This window comes from Pseudoalteromonas sp. SG44-1, from assembly GCF_014164315.1.
GTDB lineage: Bacteria > Pseudomonadota > Gammaproteobacteria > Enterobacterales > Alteromonadaceae > Pseudoalteromonas > Pseudoalteromonas rhizosphaerae.
Genome location: NZ_JACJEW010000012.1, coordinates 59,768 through 78,052 on the forward strand (window position 1 = coordinate 59,768; position 18,285 = coordinate 78,052).

The following is an 18,285-nucleotide window of genomic DNA, read 5'->3' on the forward strand; positions in this document are numbered from 1 at the left end:
ACATGCAACCCCAACAACAAAGTTTAATTTATTTACATATTGCGGTATTACTTTTTGGTGGCACAGCACTATTTGCCAAATTAATAAATCTCAACGCATTAGATATCACCGTGTACCGCGCAGCCATCGCGGGTCTGGCTATTATGATATTGCTGTTATGGCAAAAAAAAGCAATTAAACTCAGCGGTGCTAAAGATTACTTAATTGCTTTGTTGTTAGGGGCTGCTGTAGGTATACATTGGGTCACCTACTTTGCTGGTATGCAAATGGCTGGGATTGCGGTTGGCATGATTGCATTTTTTACTTACCCTGTGATCACCGTATTTATTGAACCATTCTTTAATGGTAGTAAGCCCAAAGTAAACGATTTGCTCAGCGCAAGTGTAGTAATAACAGGGATCTATTTACTGACACCAAATGCAGATATGGGTAATGATGTCACCTTAGGCGTGGTAACCGGTGTTATTTCAGCATTTTTTTTCGCGTTTAGAAATATTGTTCATAAGCGATACTTTAGCCACTACGGTGGGCCACAAACTATGTTTTATCAAACATTAGTGGCTAGCTTGTTATTATGTGCTTTTATTGAAGTACCAGTGATTAATATATCGAACCAAGATCTAGGGTTATTGCTCGTCGCTGGCGTAATTTTTACTGCAACTCCGCACTCTTTATTTGCGGCAAGTTTACAGTATTTATCAGCATCAACAGCGGGACTTATTTCTTGTTTACAGCCTTTATATGGCACATTTTTAGCTTTTTTGCTGTTGCATGAACAACCTTCACTACAGACCCTGCTTGGCGGTGCTTTAGTGATTAGTGCAGCATTTTACGAAACATGGTCAGTTACTCGGAAACACACATTATGATAAAAGTTTTTGCTCATCGGGGCGCCAGTGGCACTTATCCAGAAAATACCCAGAGTGCGATAACCGCAGCAGTCGAAATTGAAGTCGATGGTATTGAAGTCGATGTACAAAGCTGTTTGGATGATTACATGATCATCCATGATACTTGGCTAGATCGAACCACCAGCGGCCGCGGCAAAATAAATAAACTTACCCGAGAGCAAATTCAATGTTTTGATGCCGGCAATGGCGAATTTGTCCCAACCCTACAGCAAACTATTGATTGGACAGCCAATAAAGTGCTCTTAAACCTTGAGTTAAAACACACTTTCTCGTTGGATAAATTTGTTGAGCTGATTGAGTTAAATATCGTTAATAACAAACTATCTCAGGATATGCTGTTAGTCTCTTCATTTGATCATCATCAATTAATGTGGCTTAAACAGAAACTACCTTGGCTAAAAATTGGCGCGTTAACGGGCTCCATTCCTATCAACTATGCCGAATTTGCCCAGCGCTTACAGGCGTTTAGTATTCATGTTGATAAAAACTTTATTAACCATGAGTTTGTCGCGGATGCCAAACAACGCGGCTTACAAGTTTATGCGTACACGGTTGATAAACAAGAAGATATTGAGTTAATGCTGAGTTTTGGTGTCGACGGAATTTTTACTAATTATCCATGCAACACGAAAATGATTTTAAACTCACTGTAGTTATCAAAAATAGCTGCCGTTCATCCTATATTCTTGAATTAAAGTGAATTTGAACGATACTGAGTAAAACAATACAACAGCCGAGCGGGCAATTGATGAGTGGGTATATGCGTATTTATAATTTTATAGAACAAAGCTTCTTTTTTACTTTAACCCGAAAGATTGTTGGCAACCTTAGCTTTGTATTTATTTTCCAAGCTATTACTTTGATTTGGTTATATAAAAGTCTAACTACGCAAGACGCAGACACTAGCCTATTTTGGTTACTCACGGTGATTATTATTGCCGGCTTTGCCTTTACACTCTTTTACATGCGCTTTCTGATCGTGCGCCCAGTTACGGCAATGCGCGATACATTAATAAAAATTAACCGCCAAGATGCAAACTTAGCAGCTAAACTCCCCCACTTTACCTATGATGAATTTCGTGAGATCAGCCAACAGTACAATACCTTTACTGATCATCTAAGCCAATTGCTCGCTACCACTTACCAAAGTTCGCAGGCCAGCGCACAAAGTAATAATCAAGTGACTGAGTCAATGCAACATACGGCGCAGCTAAGCGAACAACAAATTGATTTTAGCCAAACAATAACCGCAGCCAGTAATCAAATAACTGATAGTCTGCAAAGTATCGTTACCAATACCGATGATGTTCATCAAGTAAACGCCGAGCATTTAAACTTTGTGACACACTCAGCACAAGAACTCACAAAACTAGTCACTCAAGTTAAATCGATTAGTCATGTGTTGAGCAGTTTTTCAGAAACGATTTCTGGCTTAAAACAAAACAGCGAGAATATTCGTAGCATCCTGAAAATGGTTGAAGAGTTTTCAGATCAAACTAATTTGTTGGCGCTCAATGCTGCAATAGAAGCCGCTCGTGCGGGTGAAGCAGGTCGTGGTTTTGCGGTTGTAGCAGATGAAGTAAGAACTTTATCGGTTAAAGTAAGTGATGCAACTCGCCAGATCAGCGATTTCATCAACCAAATGGATTCTTTAGTAAATCAAACAAATAAAGAGTCTGAGCAACTTGTCAGTTATTCACATAATGCAGAAACAACCATTAGTAATACATCCCATGGATTTACCGATCGGCTTGTTGAATTTGAACACAATCAACAACAATTACAGCAAATTGTAAGCGCTGTGCACTTACTCGAACAGACACAAAATCAAACCCATCAATCAGTTGAACAAATCGTTGCATTAGGCAGCCAAGCAAAAGCACAAATTGATGTAGCGCTAGGTGATTGTCAACTATCACAACAACTAAGTGAGCAAACTCAGCAGCAGTTAAAGCGTTTTGTCTAAGTACAAGCGTTTTAACTGCGCTGTAAATGTGTTAAATTACGCCGTTATTTTTTCTTAATGATGTACCCATGTGAGTAGCTCAATATCCGATCACACGCAGTTAGCCCTTGATATAAAACAGTGGGGTAAAGAACTAGGCTTTGCTGAAGTTGGCATCACTGACATTGATTTAAGTAAACACGAAGCACAATTACAGCGCTGGCTTGATTTAGGCTATCATGGCGATATGGAATATATGGCCGCTCATGGAATGAAACGCGCTCGCCCTGCGGAGCTAGTCCCTGGTACTGTGCGGGTTATATCAGTAAAAATGAATTACCTGCCCCCTGATGCAAGCTTTGCTAAAACCCTCAAAAATACCGATAAAGCTTATATTAGTCGTTATGCGTTAGGGCGTGATTATCATAAACTGATGCGTAATCGATTAAAGAAATTAGGTCAAAAAATTGAGCTGCAAATCGCTCAATTAGGCTATCGGCCATTTGTTGATTCAGCACCAGTATTAGAACGTCAACTTGCTGAAAAAGCAGGTTTAGGCTGGCGTGGAAAACACAGCTTGCTAATCAATAAAGAAGCCGGTTCTTGGTTCTTTTTGGGTGAGTTATTTGTTGATATCCCTTTACCAATTGATAAGCCCAATGAGTTTGAGGGATGTGGAAAGTGCGTTGCCTGCATTACTTTATGCCCTACCGGCGCAATTGTAGAGCCTTACGTGGTGGATGCACGCAAGTGTATTTCTTATCTTACTATTGAGCTGCAAGGACCAATCCCTGAGCAATATCGCTCACTATTAGGTAATCGCGTTTACGGCTGTGATGATTGCCAATTAGTTTGCCCATGGAACCGCTACGGGCAAATTACCGATGAAGCCGACTTTCATCCACGAACACAACTAAAAGATAAAGATTTACTTGATTTATTTAGTTGGGATGAAGCTACCTTTTTAAAAAATACCGAAGGCAGTCCGATCCGTCGAATTGGTCATCAGCGCTGGCTACGAAATATTGCTGTAGGTTTAGGTAATGCGCAATTTAGCCAATCGATCGTTGACGCACTCAGTGCCAGCTATGATCAATCAACCGAGTTGGTAAAAGAACATATAGAGTGGGCGCTTAAGCAACAACACTCAAAACAAGATAAGTTGCTAAGAAAAACCGCCCGTTTGATACGTATCGTAGAAAAGGGCTTACCAAGAGATGCGTAGCTTCACACCCCTTGATTATTTACTATTACTTTTTCAATAAGATAGACAGGTCTTGCTCAATTTCATGAAAAGCTGCTTTTACCCCCTGTACAGACTCTTCACGGGCAACTGATTTTTGAATTGCTTGATCTACCTTCTGATAAATAAACACTTCTTGATCTTCGTCTAGCCCCATTGATGGGATCCGCTCTTCTAACTCTTCTTGTAAACGCTTGAACACCGCTTCATTACTCTGACGGTTTTCATTTAACAGCTCAATTAAGCCATGAAACTTGCTATTAACCATAGTAATTGCATCATTTAGCTTTGTTTGCTGCGACTGTAAAGCTTCACGGGTCATGATTGCGCGTAGCTGTTGCTCCGTGACACTGACAATAAAGCACACATGATCTCGGATCCGGCCATGCTTATCAGGATCGTGATCTGGCATATTTAAAATCAATAAACTAATTAATTCATAATTAACTAAGATACGATGGGAAAATTCATGTAGCCGCCCCTTATTTTTGAGCATATCAAACAATTCAATTACAATCGGCGAACACGTTCCATTTAGGGCAAAGTGGTCAGGAGCATCAATATTAGCTCTAAACTCAACATTACTTTGTAAATCAAACGATCTTAAACAATGAACTAAGGCTTCACCCAGCGCTTTAGTATTGTTAATCATACCAATGCTCTCAATATAATTAACTATTTGCCCCATTTCACTACTGTTAGCCATGGCATTAAATGCAGTGGATGTGGCTTCTTCAACTTGCTGTTCTAACGATTCTTTTTCAATCAGTACTTGGTTAAGAATTTTCAGTTTCGATTTAAGTTCGTCCTGTCCAAATGGCTTAACAATATAATCTTCTGCACCGACTGCATACCCTTCCATCCGCTCTTCGACAGTGCCTCTGGCTGATACGAACATCACGATAATATTTGCAGTTCTGGGATTGGCCTTTAGTTTTCTACATACTTCATAACCATTCATTTGTGGCATACTCACGTCGAGTAAGATTACTTGCGGCGCAAACTCTTCCACTGTGCTGAGGCACTCAGGACCACTGCTAACCATCTTTAATTCAAAATCAAGATCCAACAATATCTCTTCTATAATTTCTAAATTAAAAGGCTCGTCATCAACAGCTAATATTCTCGTTAAAGGCATAATTATCATCCATTTCATAATTCATATTAATAGTTTAGTCATAAAAAAAACTCTTACCAGTCAAGCTAAGTAATTTCTTCTTGAGTAGCAGAAATTTTTATTTCTAATGGCAGAGCTATACGAATCGTCGTGCCTCCTGAGCTGTTGTTATGAGCAGAAATAACACCTTTATGTAATGATACAAATTCACGACACAAAGCTAAGCCAAGCCCCGTTCCGCCAGCACCATTATTGGTTTTACTACTTTGTACAAATTTTGAGAACACATGTTCAAGCTCATCATCGGGGATCCCTATACCACTATCAATCACTTCAATAATTGCCTGCTCTTGCTGCTTAATTAAAACGACTTCAATACAGCTATGCGGATCACTAAACTTCAACGCATTGCCGAGGATATTGCGTAATAATTGATTTACTTGCTCTTCATCACAGTCAATTATAAGAGGCGGTTTTTGTGGTAAGTACTTCACTTCAATATCTTTTTCCATAGCAGTACCTGACACATCATCAATACTGGTTTTAATAATATTATTAAGATTGTGTGGGCGAGGATTAAAAGGGAATTTACCAACATCGAGTTTAGATAAGTCGAGTAAATTATTAAGTAATGAGAGCAGCCGCTCGCCACTACACTCAATACGAGATAAATATTTCTGTAGCTTTTCAACTGAAATATCACCTCTGCCGAGTTTATCTAAACCAAAGCGGGCAAAACTTAATATTGAATGCATTGGAGTGCGTAATTCATGGGACATGTTAGCAAGAAACTCTGATTTACTGTGATTTGCTGCCTCAGCGATATTTTTAGCGTCTTCAAGCTGTGATGTTCGGGCACGTACTTGCTCTTCAAGCATATCTTTTGCTTCGAGTAATAGCTCCTCTTTGAGCTTAAGGTGAGTAACGTTTTTAAAAATAACCGCAAGTGCAATATCACCATGATGATCTATCTCATTGAATGAACCAACTAATGGAATGGCATCTTCGCCTTCCATTGGCAGATACACGTCACAACTAAATTGACGATTTTTATTTAACGTCGCTATTTTTTCTTTGATTTGCTCAACAGACGTTGCATCCAATAAAGTAAATACTGAGCTGCTTTTCAGTGCTTTTGCCGATAATCGAAATAGTTTAGAGCAAGCATCGTTTGCTTCAATCACTTCACCATTGCGCTCAAATAACATAATCGCATCAGGTGTGTGCTTATAAATGACACGTAACAAGCTATCTTTTTCAATAAGTGCATCAACGGTATCTTGTAGGCGTTCAACTAATTCAGTGTTATGACGTTTTAATAACTCCGTTTGCCAAAGTTTATGCACCGATTGCAGTAACATATTTTCATTAATTGGTTTAACTAATACGTCTTCCACCCCTTGGCGAATAGCTTCAATCATCGACACTTGATTTGGTTTTGAGGTAAATAGTAAACAACGACATTGCGGATATAATACTTTGAGGGCGGCAAATACTTCTAAACCAGATCCATCAGGCAAGCTAAAATCGCTCAATAGCAGATCAATTTCATGTCCTTGTGTTTGGCTAATCGCAGAGCTAATACTATTAGCTGTAATCGTTTTAATATGAGCACCTAATAGACTATTTGCTATTTTTTCAAGCCGCTGCGGAATATGGTCAACCAACAATACCGTTGGTAATACTAAAACACTATCGGAGCCAAGCTCTAACACACTCTCTAATAAGGTGCTGATCTCTTTATTCGCGAAGAAGGGATAAATCACCAGAGCATTTGGCGCCAGTCGATTAAGCTCACTAAATAAAGATAGTTGTTCGCTGTTTTCAACTTTAGGTGCAAGCAGTAAAAAGCGCTCTTGACTGACCTGTGTTACTAAAAAACTTGCGGTAGCCACTGGAACACCATGTGCAATAGTCACTAAATCATAAGAACTAAACGCAGTACATTCCTGTAGCATTGAAAAGTGGATCAATTCAACTTCACAGCCAATCAATTCAAGCAATACTTTTATCCGCATCGCTAAAATACTATTGCTATCAACGATCAATATTTTCCGCACAGCTTTGACTCCGCTTTTCATCAACTTAACATGATAAAAGCGTAGTCTAAGTTTTCTGCATTAACACCATCTAAAGGATTATTTTTAGTCGTATATCTACCCTAAATGCTTACCTAAGATAGTTAAGCTGTAGTGATTGTCGTCCATAATAGCCACATTAGGTAACTTTCCCCATTGTTGATAACCAAAGCGCTCGAACAATTTAATACTCGGTATATTATGACTAAATATAAATGCTAGTAGCACTTTAATATTTAATGGCTTAGCTTGCTCTTGGGCAAAAGTAAGTAAGCGTTTGCCAAGCCCTTGGCCTTGTGCAAATGCGGTAATATAGATACTGATTTCTACCGTTCCATCATAGGCTGGACGACCATAAAAAGATTTATAACTAAGCCAAGCTATCACCTTCGAGTCTTGCTCATAAACGTAAATAGGCCGCTGCTCGGTATGGCTATTAAACCAATTTTGCTTGTCTGCTATGCTTACTTGTTCGGTGTCGGCTGTAACCATTCTACTTGCTATTGTTTCATTATAAATTGCAACTATGGCGGCTAAATCATTACTATTTGCTAATCGTATTGTCATTTTGTTTTTAGCGGTTGTTGATCACTTCATTGCATAGTAACGTATGAGTTAAAGTCACACTACTGCAAAATAAACGGTAGACTACCATCCAGGGTGATCAGCCACAACAAGTTAAGGAATCGGTATGTTTAAAAAATTATTATTATGCTGCGCAATACTCAGTTGTAGTGTTTATGCACAGCCAGAGCAAACAAGCCAACAGCAGGTTGAGGATACGTCATGTGATGATTTCACTAATGTTACTATGCGCAAACTTCGCTCCAAAGAGAGTATTAATTTATGTCAATTCAAGAATAAACCCTTATTGATCGTCAACACGGCAAGCAACTGCGGTTTTACGCCACAGTTTGAAGGTCTTGAAGCGCTATATCAAAAATACCAAGATCAAGGTTTAGTGATACTGGGATTTCCTTCTGATGATTTTTTCCAAGAAGAAGATGACGAAAAAGCCACCGCTAAAGTCTGTTTTGTAAATTACGGTGTGACCTTCCCGATGTTTGCCACCAGCGAAGTCAGAGGTAGTGATGCCAATGCTATATTTAAGCATTTAAATGCCCAAACGAGTTCGCCAAATTGGAACTTTTATAAATACCTTGTATCTGCAGATCGCAAACAGGTTGAACGTTTTAATAGCAAAACCAAGCCAGATTCAGACAAGTTAGTTAAAGCAATAGAACAAGCAATTTCAGATATTTAATTTTATACTGGTACAAGTAGTTATTATTGAACTAGAATAACGTAAGATTTGATTGAAAAAACACCACCTTGAAACGGGAGATTTTATGACAGTGGCAAGTGCAAGACACATATTAGTAGACAGCGAAGCGCAGTGCTTAGATTTAAAAACCAAGATTGAACAAGGCGAAGATTTTGCTGAGTTAGCTAAGGCACATTCAAACTGCCCTTCAGGTCAGGATGGCGGTGCATTAGGTGAGTTTGGTCCTGGTATGATGGTTCCTGAATTTGATAAAGTGGTTTTTTCAGCACCGATTAATCAAGTACAAGGTCCTGTGCAAACTCAGTTTGGCTACCACTTACTTGAAGTGACTAGTCGTACAGAATAACGTTGGTTTTATTACTAACCTAAAAGAAAGCCGCCTCTGCGGCTTTCTTTTTATCCTAAGGAAAGCACATGCAACTATTAGGCTCAACAACTTCGCCATTTGTACGCCGCATTCGTATTTGGGCACTGTTAAATCAATGCAGTCTTGAGTTTATCAACTTAGATATTTTTTCAGACACTGATCGTCAGCTAATGATACAAAATAATCCAGCCCGAAAAATTCCAGTACTAATCACTAAGCAGCAAACCTTGGCTGATTCAAATAACATCATCCGCTTTTTGCTCGAACAACACAGTCAAACTCGTCTGAATTGGCAACAAGAGCACCTACTAACAATCATTAATGCATGCAATGATTCGCTGGTTGAGCTATTACTTTGTCAGCGTTCAGGATTCGATACGCAAGATGATAAATTATTTTTTAATCTACAAAATGAACGCATTGCTGAAACATTAAGCTATTTAAATAACCATTTTGCAGATGCAGGATTTAAAAGCTGTGAATACCTGTGCATCAGTTTATACTGCTTACTTGATTGGATTTGCTTCCGCGAGTTAACGGATCTAACGGCACATACCGAGTTAATGAAGTTCTATTATTCATTTGCTCAGCAACAGGCAGTGCAGCAAACCGATCCACGTAATTAACATTTAAGGGTAAACACATGAGTGATATCGAAATTGAATCAGAACTAGTTAGTTTTGTTGAAAAAGTACGTCAAAGTGAACAAATCTGGGCGCTAGGTGCTGAAGATGGCGGTTTTGTGGTTTGTGACTCTAACCAATTTGAAAACACCGATGTACTACTATTGTGGGAAAGTGAAGCAACAGCAAAAGCCCAGTGTAAAGAAGAATGGGCCGATTACAGCCCACTGCAAATCACCTTGGATGAATTTTTAGATGACTGGGTTGAAGATCTAAAAGAAGATGACGCACTGGTTGGCCTAAACTGGAATGACGACCAAGTATGTGTTGAAATCGAGCCGGTTGGATTAGCACGCGCACTAAGCGAATAAGCATTATTTAACATTGCTTTACTGCGCTGGTTTATTTGCTATAAACTAGCGCAAATCTTTACTTTCAGGGTATTACGTTGAAGTCCCATCTTGGTCGCCGCCCTTTTTCCGCTATGGAATTACATACTCTTTACCATGGCTATATATATGGTGATCAACGCTTACCTCGCGAACAGCCGAAACACTGGCATTTTTGGCTCCCTTTAATCGCTTATTACAGCGGAGCTTACAGTGATGAAATTGGCCATTTACAACTGTGCGATATTGTTGAACATCAACAGATCCTTTGTTTTCATTTCCATACCCACGGTAAAATAAAAGCCCGTATTGTGCCTATCCATCAAGCACTTTTTGATGCTGGTTTAAACGAGTATATCGCAGCAGTTAAACAACAAGGACACAATCGCCTATTGTTTGACTTACCATCTAAGTCAGGTCGCTATAGCGAGAAAGTTCGCATTTGGTTCTCTGGTGAAGGAGAGCGTGCCGGCTACTTACAAAAGTGTGATATTCCCAATATCGATCAACTTGGTATGAAAACCGCTGTCAGCAGTCTCAGACTCAATTTTGAGCAGCAAATCCGCATTTATGCAATTCAAGCAGGCAATAAAGATGCTTTTAATTATCTGCTGGGTTTTAATGAATATGAATTGACTGAATTTAGCGATGTAATCACCCTTAATCAGATCTGCCAACAAATACGCGTGATCAACCAGCACATTGATTGGCACCGCTTTAATCAGCGCCACACCATTTGACAAACTTTGTTACCAACTAGCTCATTACTCACTGCTTAAAAACTGTTAGGATAACTGTGCACAAAACTCTAACAAGAAAATATCAGGGATATCTATGTTTATTAAAAGCCTACTCACACTCAGTGTGGCCATTGCAGTAAGTTCAGCTCATGCTAATGAGTTTGTCCTAGAAAAGCTCGCAAAACCAAGTTCTCAACACGTATCTTTAACGCTTGATCCAGCTCAAGAAGCCTTTAGCGGCATGACCGAAATCGCCCTTGAAGTACTTAAGCCAACTAACTATATCGAGCTTAATGGTGTTGCTTACGCAACGCAAATGGCCAAACTGCTTGGGGCAGAAAACTGTGACTTAAGTGCTGAAATGCTAAAAACAGGTAAAGTAAAATTTAGCTGCGATGAGCAAATTCAACCAGGTAAATACACGCTTAAAGTCGACTTCACTGCCCCCTATAATCGCCAAAGTGTTGGCCTGTATAAAACCTTAGATCAGGGTGTGCCGTATTTATTTACCCAATTTGAAATGAGCGATGCCCGCCGCGCATTCCCTGTATTTGATGAACCAAGTTATAAAATTCCATTCCAATTAACGATTACAGCACCTAGCTCTCAAAAAGTGTATGCCAATACACCTGAGTTAAAAACGACCGTTAATGGCGATATGACCACTCACTTTTTTGATAAAACACCGCCAATTCCTTCATACTTAGTGGCTATGGCTGTCGGTCCATTTGAGGAGCGTGAAGTCAAAGGCATGCCAATTCCAGGCCGTGTGATCACGCCACAAGGTAAAATTCACTTAGGTGAATATGCCGAGCAAGCAATGCCAAAAGTATTGGCCGCGCTTGAAGGCTACTTTGGTATTCCTTATGTTTATAAAAAACTAGATTCAGTCGCTGTTCCTGAGTTTCCATTCGGTGCCATGGAAAACGCAGGCTTAGTTACCTACCGTGAAGATATTTTGCTGCTTGATTTGGCTACAGCGACTCGCAATAAAAAACAACGTAATGTATCTATCATCGCTCATGAACTTGCTCACCAGTGGTACGGTAACTTAGTAACCATGAAATGGTGGAATGACTTATGGCTAAATGAAGCGTTTGCAAGCTGGATGGCTGCTAAAATCACAGCCCAGCTTAACCCTGAATTTGAATCACATTTAGACCTGCCGCAAAATAACGTTATGGCGTTAGATGCTCGTTTAAGTACTAAGCCAATTCGTAAACCAATCAAAACCGAAGCCGATATTATGGACGGCCTAGGCTTAGCTTATAGCAAAGGCAGCTCGGTATTAGCTATGGTTGAAAACTGGATTGGCGAAGAGGCTTTCCAGCAGGGTATTCGCGCTTATTTAAAAGAGTTCTCGTATAAAAACGCCGAAGCAGCCGACTTATGGCAAGCCCTTGGTAAAGCATCAAATAAAGATGTGGCAGCGGTTTTAAAATCGTTTATCGAACAATCTTCATTCCCACTGATCAAAGTAACTCAGCAAGGTAAAACGATTACCATTAATCAAAGCCGCTTTACTAACGCGGGCGTTGATGCTCCTGCACAGCTTTGGAATGTGCCAGTTGCAATAAAATACGGTGCTGGCGATAAAGTTAAAACTGCCAATATATTACTAACTAAAGCCAATCAAACTGTTGAACTTGAATTTGAACCTGAGTGGATTTATCCTGATCAAGGCGCTTTAGGTTATTACCGCTGGGTGATGGATGACAAACAATTTGCTGCATTGATTGATAACGCCGCGCAGTCATTGACAGTACGAGAACGTTTAGCGTTATTGTCTGCCGCTGATGCATTACTAGATGCTGGTGTTATTTCTGCTGCACATTTAATGCAAACACTAGAAGTTTTTGTAAGCGATAAACACCCACGCGTTGCTAATACCGCTTTGGGTTATTTAGCCGCACAAAAGCGTACCTTTGAAGATGAAAGCAACCAAGACCTGTGGCCTGAATTTATTCGTAAAAGCATCATGCCTGCAGCTAAACAGTATGGTTTAACTGCAAAAGTAAATGAAGATGCTGCAATCTCGCAATTACGTACTCAAGTAGTTGCACGTTTAGGTTTTGATGGTGAAGATCAAAGTGTGATCAATACCGCCAAGGCACAAGCCCGTGTTTACTTAAATAACCCAGAAAAAGTTGATCCGTACCTTGCGTCAATCTACTTAAACTTAGCCGCATTCCATGGTGATAAAAACCTACTCGATGCGTATATAAATACCTTTAAAACTACCAAAGATCCGCAAGTGCGTACAAAAATGCTAGCGGCTATGAGTTACTTTGGCACGCCAGAGCTACAAACTAAGGTATTAAATTACAGCTTAACTGACGATGTCACTGCATCTGACATGCGTACGATTATGTCAGGACAGGCTTACACGAAAGCCCGTGAAGCTTTGTTTATTGAATGGATATACGCGAATTACGATAAGGTAGTTGCAAACTTGCCACCTTTCTTCGTACCTAACCTGCCTAACTTTACCACCTCAGGTTGTAGCGCCAGCAGCTTAGCAAAAACGCAAACTTTCTTTATGAGCAAAATTGCTGATGAGCCAGGTTATGCCCGTACCTTAAGCAAGCTTGAAGAAAGCGTAAATAATTGTATTGCACTCAAAGAACGTGAACTAGCTTCAGTTAATAGTTTCTTAAAACGTTAATTTGTACGGCAAGCCATTGGCTTGCCGTTTTTTATCAACAGCGTTATTTATCCATTGATAATTTTTACTAGCTGAGAAATAAACTCTTTTGCTCCTTCAACGCTGGTCATTTTAAAACCAATTCCATAATGGATTGGATTCGTGCTTTTAAAAATACGCGTTGGAAACCGTGTCATTTCACTACTATGAAAAAAACCGCTAATGCGGTTAACGCCTGCTATTTTATTAAAATCATCACTAAAGACTTCCAGTGCAGGACGAAGCACAAGCTTAGCTTGGCCACCTTCTATATGCAGATAAATTGCTTCTTTGGACTTAGGTAACATATATTCAGTGATATTCTTAATTCTAAAATTACTACGGCACTCTAATGCAATAAGTTGCTCGTTGATTTGCTCTGGACTAGCTGACATGGATATCCTTGATTTTCATTAAGCTCTTAGCTGTAAACTACAGCACAGCCAAGAACCTGCAAAGTTTTATATTATAGTTATTTAACGCATACAAAAGCGAGTTGATCATTTAAGTAGCTAATACGGGTAATATTGGTGTCACAGAAAGGCGTTAAATCAAGCCATAGAGAGACCTGTTCAGGGCTATTTAGCTGGCGCTGGTAAACATTATCGACCGCATAAATGACCGTATTAGCGTCTTTAAATGCGTAATCTTGTACCGTCTGCGGTAAACGAAAGAGGTCAGTGACGGTATTTTCTTGCGGATCATAACTTGCTAACCAGTGCTGCTGCGCTTTGCTATAACTAAATGTATAGGCAGCTAATGCATGGTTAAATGTCAACGTACGGCCAATATGCTCAGCAACCACTTTTGGCTTCGCTGCAGCAACCTGAGTATATTGTAAAGTATGTGGTTCGCCTAAAATAAACATCACCATATCATCTTTGGCGCCCCAGGCATGATAACCAACTGGCTCTATCCACTCAAAAATACGACTTGGTTTAACATTATCGTCAAACGGATATTGCCATAACTTTTGCTTACCATCCGCCTCGACTACGATAGCTGACAGTGCCTTACCATTAGGTGTTAAAGTCGGCGAGTATTCACTCACAGCAGTATTTGTTAAATTAGTTACTTGCTTATTGGTAAAATCATAAAAAGCTAGATCTGTTTGACTTTGCCCTTCACTTTGCACTTCTTGGGTAAAATAAATACCACCTTTGGTAAGTAAAGGCTGATTATTATAAACATCATTATTAGTGATACGGCTTACTTGTAACCCATATTCTGTGTTAAGTTTAGCAAGTAAAATTTCGCTTTTTGGCATCGCAGCTAAAACGCTATTAGGGGTAACTGCAAGGGTGGCAACAAAACTTAGCCAAGGTAAAGTCAATTTCATATCATTCTCTAATTATTTTTATCGCCCTTATAATAGCGCTATTTTATAGTTATTCCCAAGTCTGTTATTGATATGTCACTTGACCTACCCCCTTACTACGCCTTATAACTACAGAGCTACTTAAAACGAGAAAAATTATGTCAGCTAAACATCCTATTATTGCGATCACTGGTTCATCTGGTGCGGGTACTACCACCACGACAAGTGCTATTAAGCATATATTTCGTAGTCTTAATATTGAGGCCGCATTTATAGAGGGCGACAGTTTTCATCGCTATACTCGTCCTGAGATGGATAAAAAAGTTCGCGAAGCGCAGCAAGAAGGTAAACACATTAGTTACTTTGGTCGTGAAGCTAATGACTTTGCAGCCCTAGAAGGTTTGTTCAGCACCTATGGCGATACTGGAGCAGGTAAATTACGTCGTTATTTGCATACCTTTGACGAAGCCGTGCCATACAATCAACTACCAGGTACCTTTACTCCGTGGCAAGAACTGGAAAGTAGCACCGATATTTTATTCTACGAAGGACTGCATGGCGGTGTTGTCGATGAAGATCATGATGTAGCTAAGCATGTTGATTTACTAATTGGTATGGTGCCTATCATTAACCTTGAGTGGATCCAAAAGTTAATCCGCGACACCTCTGAACGTGGTCACTCTCGCGAAGCTGTTATGGGCTCAATTGTCCGCAGTATGGATGATTACATTAATCACATTACGCCACAGTTCTCACGTACTCACATAAACTTTCAGCGCGTGCCAACCGTTGACACCTCAAACCCATTTAGCGCAAAAGATATTCCGTCCCTTGATGAAAGCTTTGTAGTTATTCGTTTTCGTGGCATAGATGACGTCGATTTTCCGTATTACCTACGTATGATAGAAGGCAGCTTTATGTCGAGGATCAACACCTTAGTGGTCCCTGGTGGAAAAATGGGACTCGCTATGGAGTTAGTATTAACCCCACTTATCAAAGATATTATCCTTAAAAAGCGTGCGCTTGCCGAATTAGCCCCCGTTGATTTGCCTATTTAAGAAATACGCTTGCTGAAATATATAGCTTATGTAAACTGCTGACTTCATCATAAAAGGAGATATCAGCATGACAGAGCCATTACGCATTCTCGTCGGTTCCAAAAATCCGGTAAAAATAAATGCTGCCCGCAGTATTTTCTCTCTCTATTACCCTAATATGACGATTGATTGTCAAGGAGTTGATGCACCTTCACAAGTACCTGATCAGCCAATAGGTGAAGATGAAACACGAATAGGCGCACAAAATCGTGTCTTGTATTGCCAACAGCATTACCAAGCTGATTTTTATGTTGCAATGGAAGGTGGTGCTGAGCAATTTAGCTACGGCCCCGCTACCTTTGCATTTGTAGTCGTTGCTGATAACCAACAACGTGCTATCGGTCGTAGTAGTAACCTTCCTTTACCCCCAAGCCTGTATAATGCGTTATTGCAAGGCAAAGAACTTGGCGATGTAATGGATAACGCATTTAATACTACCAATATCAAACAGCAAGGCGGTGCTATTGGTTTATTAACTAATCATCATGCCACCCGAGAAAGTACCTATACGCAAGCGCTGACACTCGCTATGGCGCCTTTTCTTCATCCCGCGCTTTACTCTAAGGAAGTTTAATGAAGTACACCCATGTTTTATTTGATGCCGACGAAACCTTATTTAGCTTTAATGCCTATGCAGGCTTAAAAAGAATGTTTGCAGTTTATGGCGTAGATTTTAATGACGCTGATTACAGTCATTATCAAGCAACAAATAAACCGTTGTGGCTTGAGTATCAAAACAATACTATTTCCGCTACTCACCTACAAGTCACTCGATTTAGTGAGTGGGCTAATAAGCTCAATGTTCCAGCTCAACAGCTTAATGATGATTTTTTAACTGCCATGGCTGAGATCTGCGAACCATTACCTGGCGCTATTGAACTGCTAAATAAACTAAAACCGCATGCTAAATTAGGCATTATCACTAATGGTTTTACCCAGCTACAAGCACGTCGCTTAGAGCATACCGGATTAAAAGAGATGTTTGATTGTTTAGTTATCTCTGAGCAAGTGGGAATTGCAAAACCAGCCGCAGAAATTTTTTATCACACTTTTGAACTGTTAGGTAATCCACCAAAAGAACAGATCTTGATGGTCGGTGATACCGCAAGCAGTGATATCTTAGGTGGCCAAAATGCCGGGATTGATACCTGCTGGCTACAGCACCCCAACACAGTTCTGCCAGAAGGCATTGAACCAACATACCAAGTGACTGAGCTGGTACAGTTACAACAGTTGTTAGGATTGTAAAAAGGTTTAATACCAATCGACTTAAATATTTAACCATTCTAGCGAGCTAAATAAAGCGCTAACTGCGTTATAATTTTTAAGTAGAACAAAAATTTACGCCTTGTTATCACTCCATTTATCTGTCGCTATAAATGGTCAGTAACTTAACACGATTGGTATAACATTAAAAAACTAAACCGCAATATTTAAACAAAAAAAATGACGCTAGATAGCGTCATTTTTTATAACTGTTTTAAGCGTTTGCGATTAAGCTGTGGCTACTTCTAAACCTGGTGCTGGCATGTATACTGGGGTATCAAATGTTGCCCATTCCCATGCTGACTCAGTCGCCATAATTTTACGAAGTAACTTATTGTTAAGGTCATGGCCTGATTTATAAGCTGTAATTTTTCCTAAAATGTTGTGGCCTGTCATAAACATGTCACCAACACAGTCTAGAATCTTATGCTTAACAAACTCATCGCTATAACGCAGACCGTTAGGATTAAGTACTTTAAACTCATCCAATACCACGGCGTTATCCATGCTGCCACCTAAAGCTAGGTTATTAGCATGCATATATTCAATGTCTTTCATAAAGCCAAAAGTACGTGCACGGCTGATTTCTTCTGTAAAGCTTTGTGCCGTAATATCTAAACCGATACGTTGGCGGCTTTCATTGATTGCCGGATGATCGAAAGCAATTTCAAAGTCGATATGAAAACCATCATATGGTTCAATCTCGGCCCATTTATCACCTTCTTCAATACGTACTTTTTCTTTAATCCGAATAAAGCGCTTAGCCGCATTCTGCTCTGCAATGCCGCCTTTTTGTAACAAATAAATGAATGGTAATGCACTACCATCCATTATTGGTACTTCTGAGCTATCTAATTCAACGATCAAATTATCGATACCCATTGCCGCTACCGCAGCAATAAGGTGCTCAGTCGTAGATAAGCGAACGCCATCTTTGTTAGTTAAACAGGTACATAATTGCGTATCGCCAACGGCTTCAGGTGTTGTTTCAAAATCAACAACCGGATCAAGGTCGACACGACGAAATACTATCCCAGTATTTGCGCTCGCAGGTCGGAGAGTAATAGTGACCTTCTCACCTTTGTGAAGTCCAATTCCTATGGCTTTGACTATCTCTGCAATGGTACGCTGTTTAATCATAGCTTCGCTCACTTATAGTTACAGTTAGACCGCCGATTATATCACATATACGACCAGCTGCCAAACTCGTTCGCTTTTTAAAC

Annotated in this window: 19 protein-coding genes; 13 read left to right on the plus strand and 6 right to left on the minus strand. The window is 39.8% G+C overall.

The features are described 5' to 3' along the window. Positions 1 to 2: 2 nt before the first annotated feature. The 4 genes from H5187_RS07860 to queG all read left to right on the plus strand — a co-directional run bounded on the left by H5187_RS07860 (position 3) and on the right by queG (position 4,081). Positions 3 to 869 (plus strand): DMT family transporter, encoded by an 867-nt coding sequence (locus H5187_RS07860; RefSeq protein ID WP_149980630.1) that lies wholly within the window; start codon positions 3 to 5, stop codon positions 867 to 869. Then, positions 866 to 1,564 (plus strand): glycerophosphodiester phosphodiesterase family protein, encoded by a 699-nt coding sequence (locus H5187_RS07865; protein ID WP_145236954.1) that lies wholly within the window; start codon positions 866 to 868, stop codon positions 1,562 to 1,564. Before H5187_RS07860 ends, H5187_RS07865 begins: the two co-directional genes overlap by 4 nt. A 95-nt stretch (positions 1,565 to 1,659) precedes the next feature. Further along, positions 1,660 to 2,877 carry a methyl-accepting chemotaxis protein gene (locus H5187_RS07870; RefSeq protein WP_182718060.1) on the plus strand — a complete coding sequence of 406 codons (1,218 nt, stop codon included), beginning with the start codon at positions 1,660 to 1,662 and terminating at the stop codon, positions 2,875 to 2,877. Between the two features lie 70 nt (positions 2,878 to 2,947). Beyond that, positions 2,948 to 4,081, plus strand: coding sequence for a tRNA epoxyqueuosine(34) reductase QueG (queG, locus tag H5187_RS07875; RefSeq protein ID WP_182718059.1), 1,134 nt, complete (start codon positions 2,948 to 2,950; stop codon positions 4,079 to 4,081). 25 nt (positions 4,082 to 4,106) lie between these two features. On the opposite strand, the gene H5187_RS07880 is transcribed toward queG, so the two are convergent. The 3 genes from H5187_RS07880 to H5187_RS07890 all read right to left on the minus strand — a co-directional run bounded on the left by H5187_RS07880 (position 4,107) and on the right by H5187_RS07890 (position 7,861). Continuing rightward, positions 4,107 to 5,237, minus strand: coding sequence for a PleD family two-component system response regulator (locus H5187_RS07880; RefSeq protein ID WP_145236944.1), 1,131 nt, complete (start codon positions 5,235 to 5,237; stop codon positions 4,107 to 4,109). A 65-nt stretch (positions 5,238 to 5,302) separates the two neighbouring features. Then, the gene (locus H5187_RS07885) at positions 5,303 to 7,297 is read right to left on the minus strand and encodes an ATP-binding protein (protein ID WP_145236941.1); all 1,995 of its coding nucleotides are present in this window, start codon (positions 7,295 to 7,297) and stop codon (positions 5,303 to 5,305) included. A 75-nt stretch (positions 7,298 to 7,372) separates the two neighbouring features. Next, positions 7,373 to 7,861: a GNAT family N-acetyltransferase gene (locus tag H5187_RS07890; protein WP_182794613.1), complete on the minus strand. Its 489-nt coding sequence runs from the start codon at positions 7,859 to 7,861 to the stop codon at positions 7,373 to 7,375. Between the two features lie 124 nt (positions 7,862 to 7,985). Here H5187_RS07890 and H5187_RS07895 point away from each other — a divergent pair, with 124 nt between their 5' ends. From H5187_RS07895 to H5187_RS07920, 6 genes are all read left to right on the plus strand, one after another. Beyond that, positions 7,986 to 8,558, plus strand: a complete 573-nt coding sequence (locus H5187_RS07895) for a glutathione peroxidase (protein WP_145236935.1) — start codon at positions 7,986 to 7,988, stop codon at positions 8,556 to 8,558. Positions 8,559 to 8,643: 85 nt separating this feature from the next. Next, positions 8,644 to 8,925, plus strand: coding sequence for a peptidylprolyl isomerase (locus H5187_RS07900; RefSeq protein WP_145236931.1), 282 nt, complete (start codon positions 8,644 to 8,646; stop codon positions 8,923 to 8,925). Positions 8,926 to 8,993: 68 nt separating this feature from the next. Beyond that, the gene (locus tag H5187_RS07905) at positions 8,994 to 9,572 is read left to right on the plus strand and encodes a glutathione S-transferase family protein (RefSeq protein ID WP_182718058.1); all 579 of its coding nucleotides are present in this window, start codon (positions 8,994 to 8,996) and stop codon (positions 9,570 to 9,572) included. 17 nt (positions 9,573 to 9,589) lie between these two features. Beyond that, positions 9,590 to 9,940, plus strand: a complete 351-nt coding sequence (locus H5187_RS07910) for a DUF2750 domain-containing protein (RefSeq protein WP_145236925.1) — start codon at positions 9,590 to 9,592, stop codon at positions 9,938 to 9,940. 77 nt (positions 9,941 to 10,017) lie between these two features. Beyond that, positions 10,018 to 10,698: a hypothetical protein gene (locus H5187_RS07915; RefSeq protein WP_149980621.1), complete on the plus strand. Its 681-nt coding sequence runs from the start codon at positions 10,018 to 10,020 to the stop codon at positions 10,696 to 10,698. Positions 10,699 to 10,792: 94 nt separating this feature from the next. After that, positions 10,793 to 13,363, plus strand: a complete 2,571-nt coding sequence (locus tag H5187_RS07920; RefSeq protein ID WP_182718057.1) for a M1 family metallopeptidase — start codon at positions 10,793 to 10,795, stop codon at positions 13,361 to 13,363. 47 nt (positions 13,364 to 13,410) lie between these two features. On the opposite strand, the gene H5187_RS07925 is transcribed toward H5187_RS07920, so the two are convergent. Together H5187_RS07925 and H5187_RS07930 are read right to left on the minus strand one after the other, a co-directional pair. Then, complete coding sequence (locus H5187_RS07925; RefSeq protein WP_145236916.1) at positions 13,411 to 13,776, minus strand: hypothetical protein; 366 nt, start codon at positions 13,774 to 13,776, stop codon at positions 13,411 to 13,413. A 77-nt stretch (positions 13,777 to 13,853) separates the two neighbouring features. After that, complete coding sequence (locus H5187_RS07930; protein WP_182797702.1) at positions 13,854 to 14,720, minus strand: hypothetical protein; 867 nt, start codon at positions 14,718 to 14,720, stop codon at positions 13,854 to 13,856. 137 nt (positions 14,721 to 14,857) lie between these two features. Here H5187_RS07930 and H5187_RS07935 point away from each other — a divergent pair, with 137 nt between their 5' ends. From H5187_RS07935 to yjjG, 3 genes are all read left to right on the plus strand, one after another. Beyond that, positions 14,858 to 15,757 carry a phosphoribulokinase gene (locus H5187_RS07935; protein ID WP_145236910.1) on the plus strand — a complete coding sequence of 300 codons (900 nt, stop codon included), beginning with the start codon at positions 14,858 to 14,860 and terminating at the stop codon, positions 15,755 to 15,757. 67 nt (positions 15,758 to 15,824) lie between these two features. Then, complete coding sequence (gene yjjX, locus H5187_RS07940) at positions 15,825 to 16,370, plus strand: inosine/xanthosine triphosphatase (protein ID WP_145236907.1); 546 nt, start codon at positions 15,825 to 15,827, stop codon at positions 16,368 to 16,370. Next, positions 16,370 to 17,044, plus strand: coding sequence for a pyrimidine 5'-nucleotidase (yjjG, locus tag H5187_RS07945; RefSeq protein WP_145236903.1), 675 nt, complete (start codon positions 16,370 to 16,372; stop codon positions 17,042 to 17,044). The genes yjjX and yjjG overlap by 1 nt, the downstream gene beginning before the upstream one ends. Positions 17,045 to 17,290: 246 nt before the next feature. On the opposite strand, the gene lpxC is transcribed toward yjjG, so the two are convergent. Further along, the gene (lpxC, locus tag H5187_RS07950) at positions 17,291 to 18,202 is read right to left on the minus strand and encodes a UDP-3-O-acyl-N-acetylglucosamine deacetylase (RefSeq protein WP_182718054.1); all 912 of its coding nucleotides are present in this window, start codon (positions 18,200 to 18,202) and stop codon (positions 17,291 to 17,293) included. Between the last annotated feature and the right edge of the window lie 83 nt (positions 18,203 to 18,285).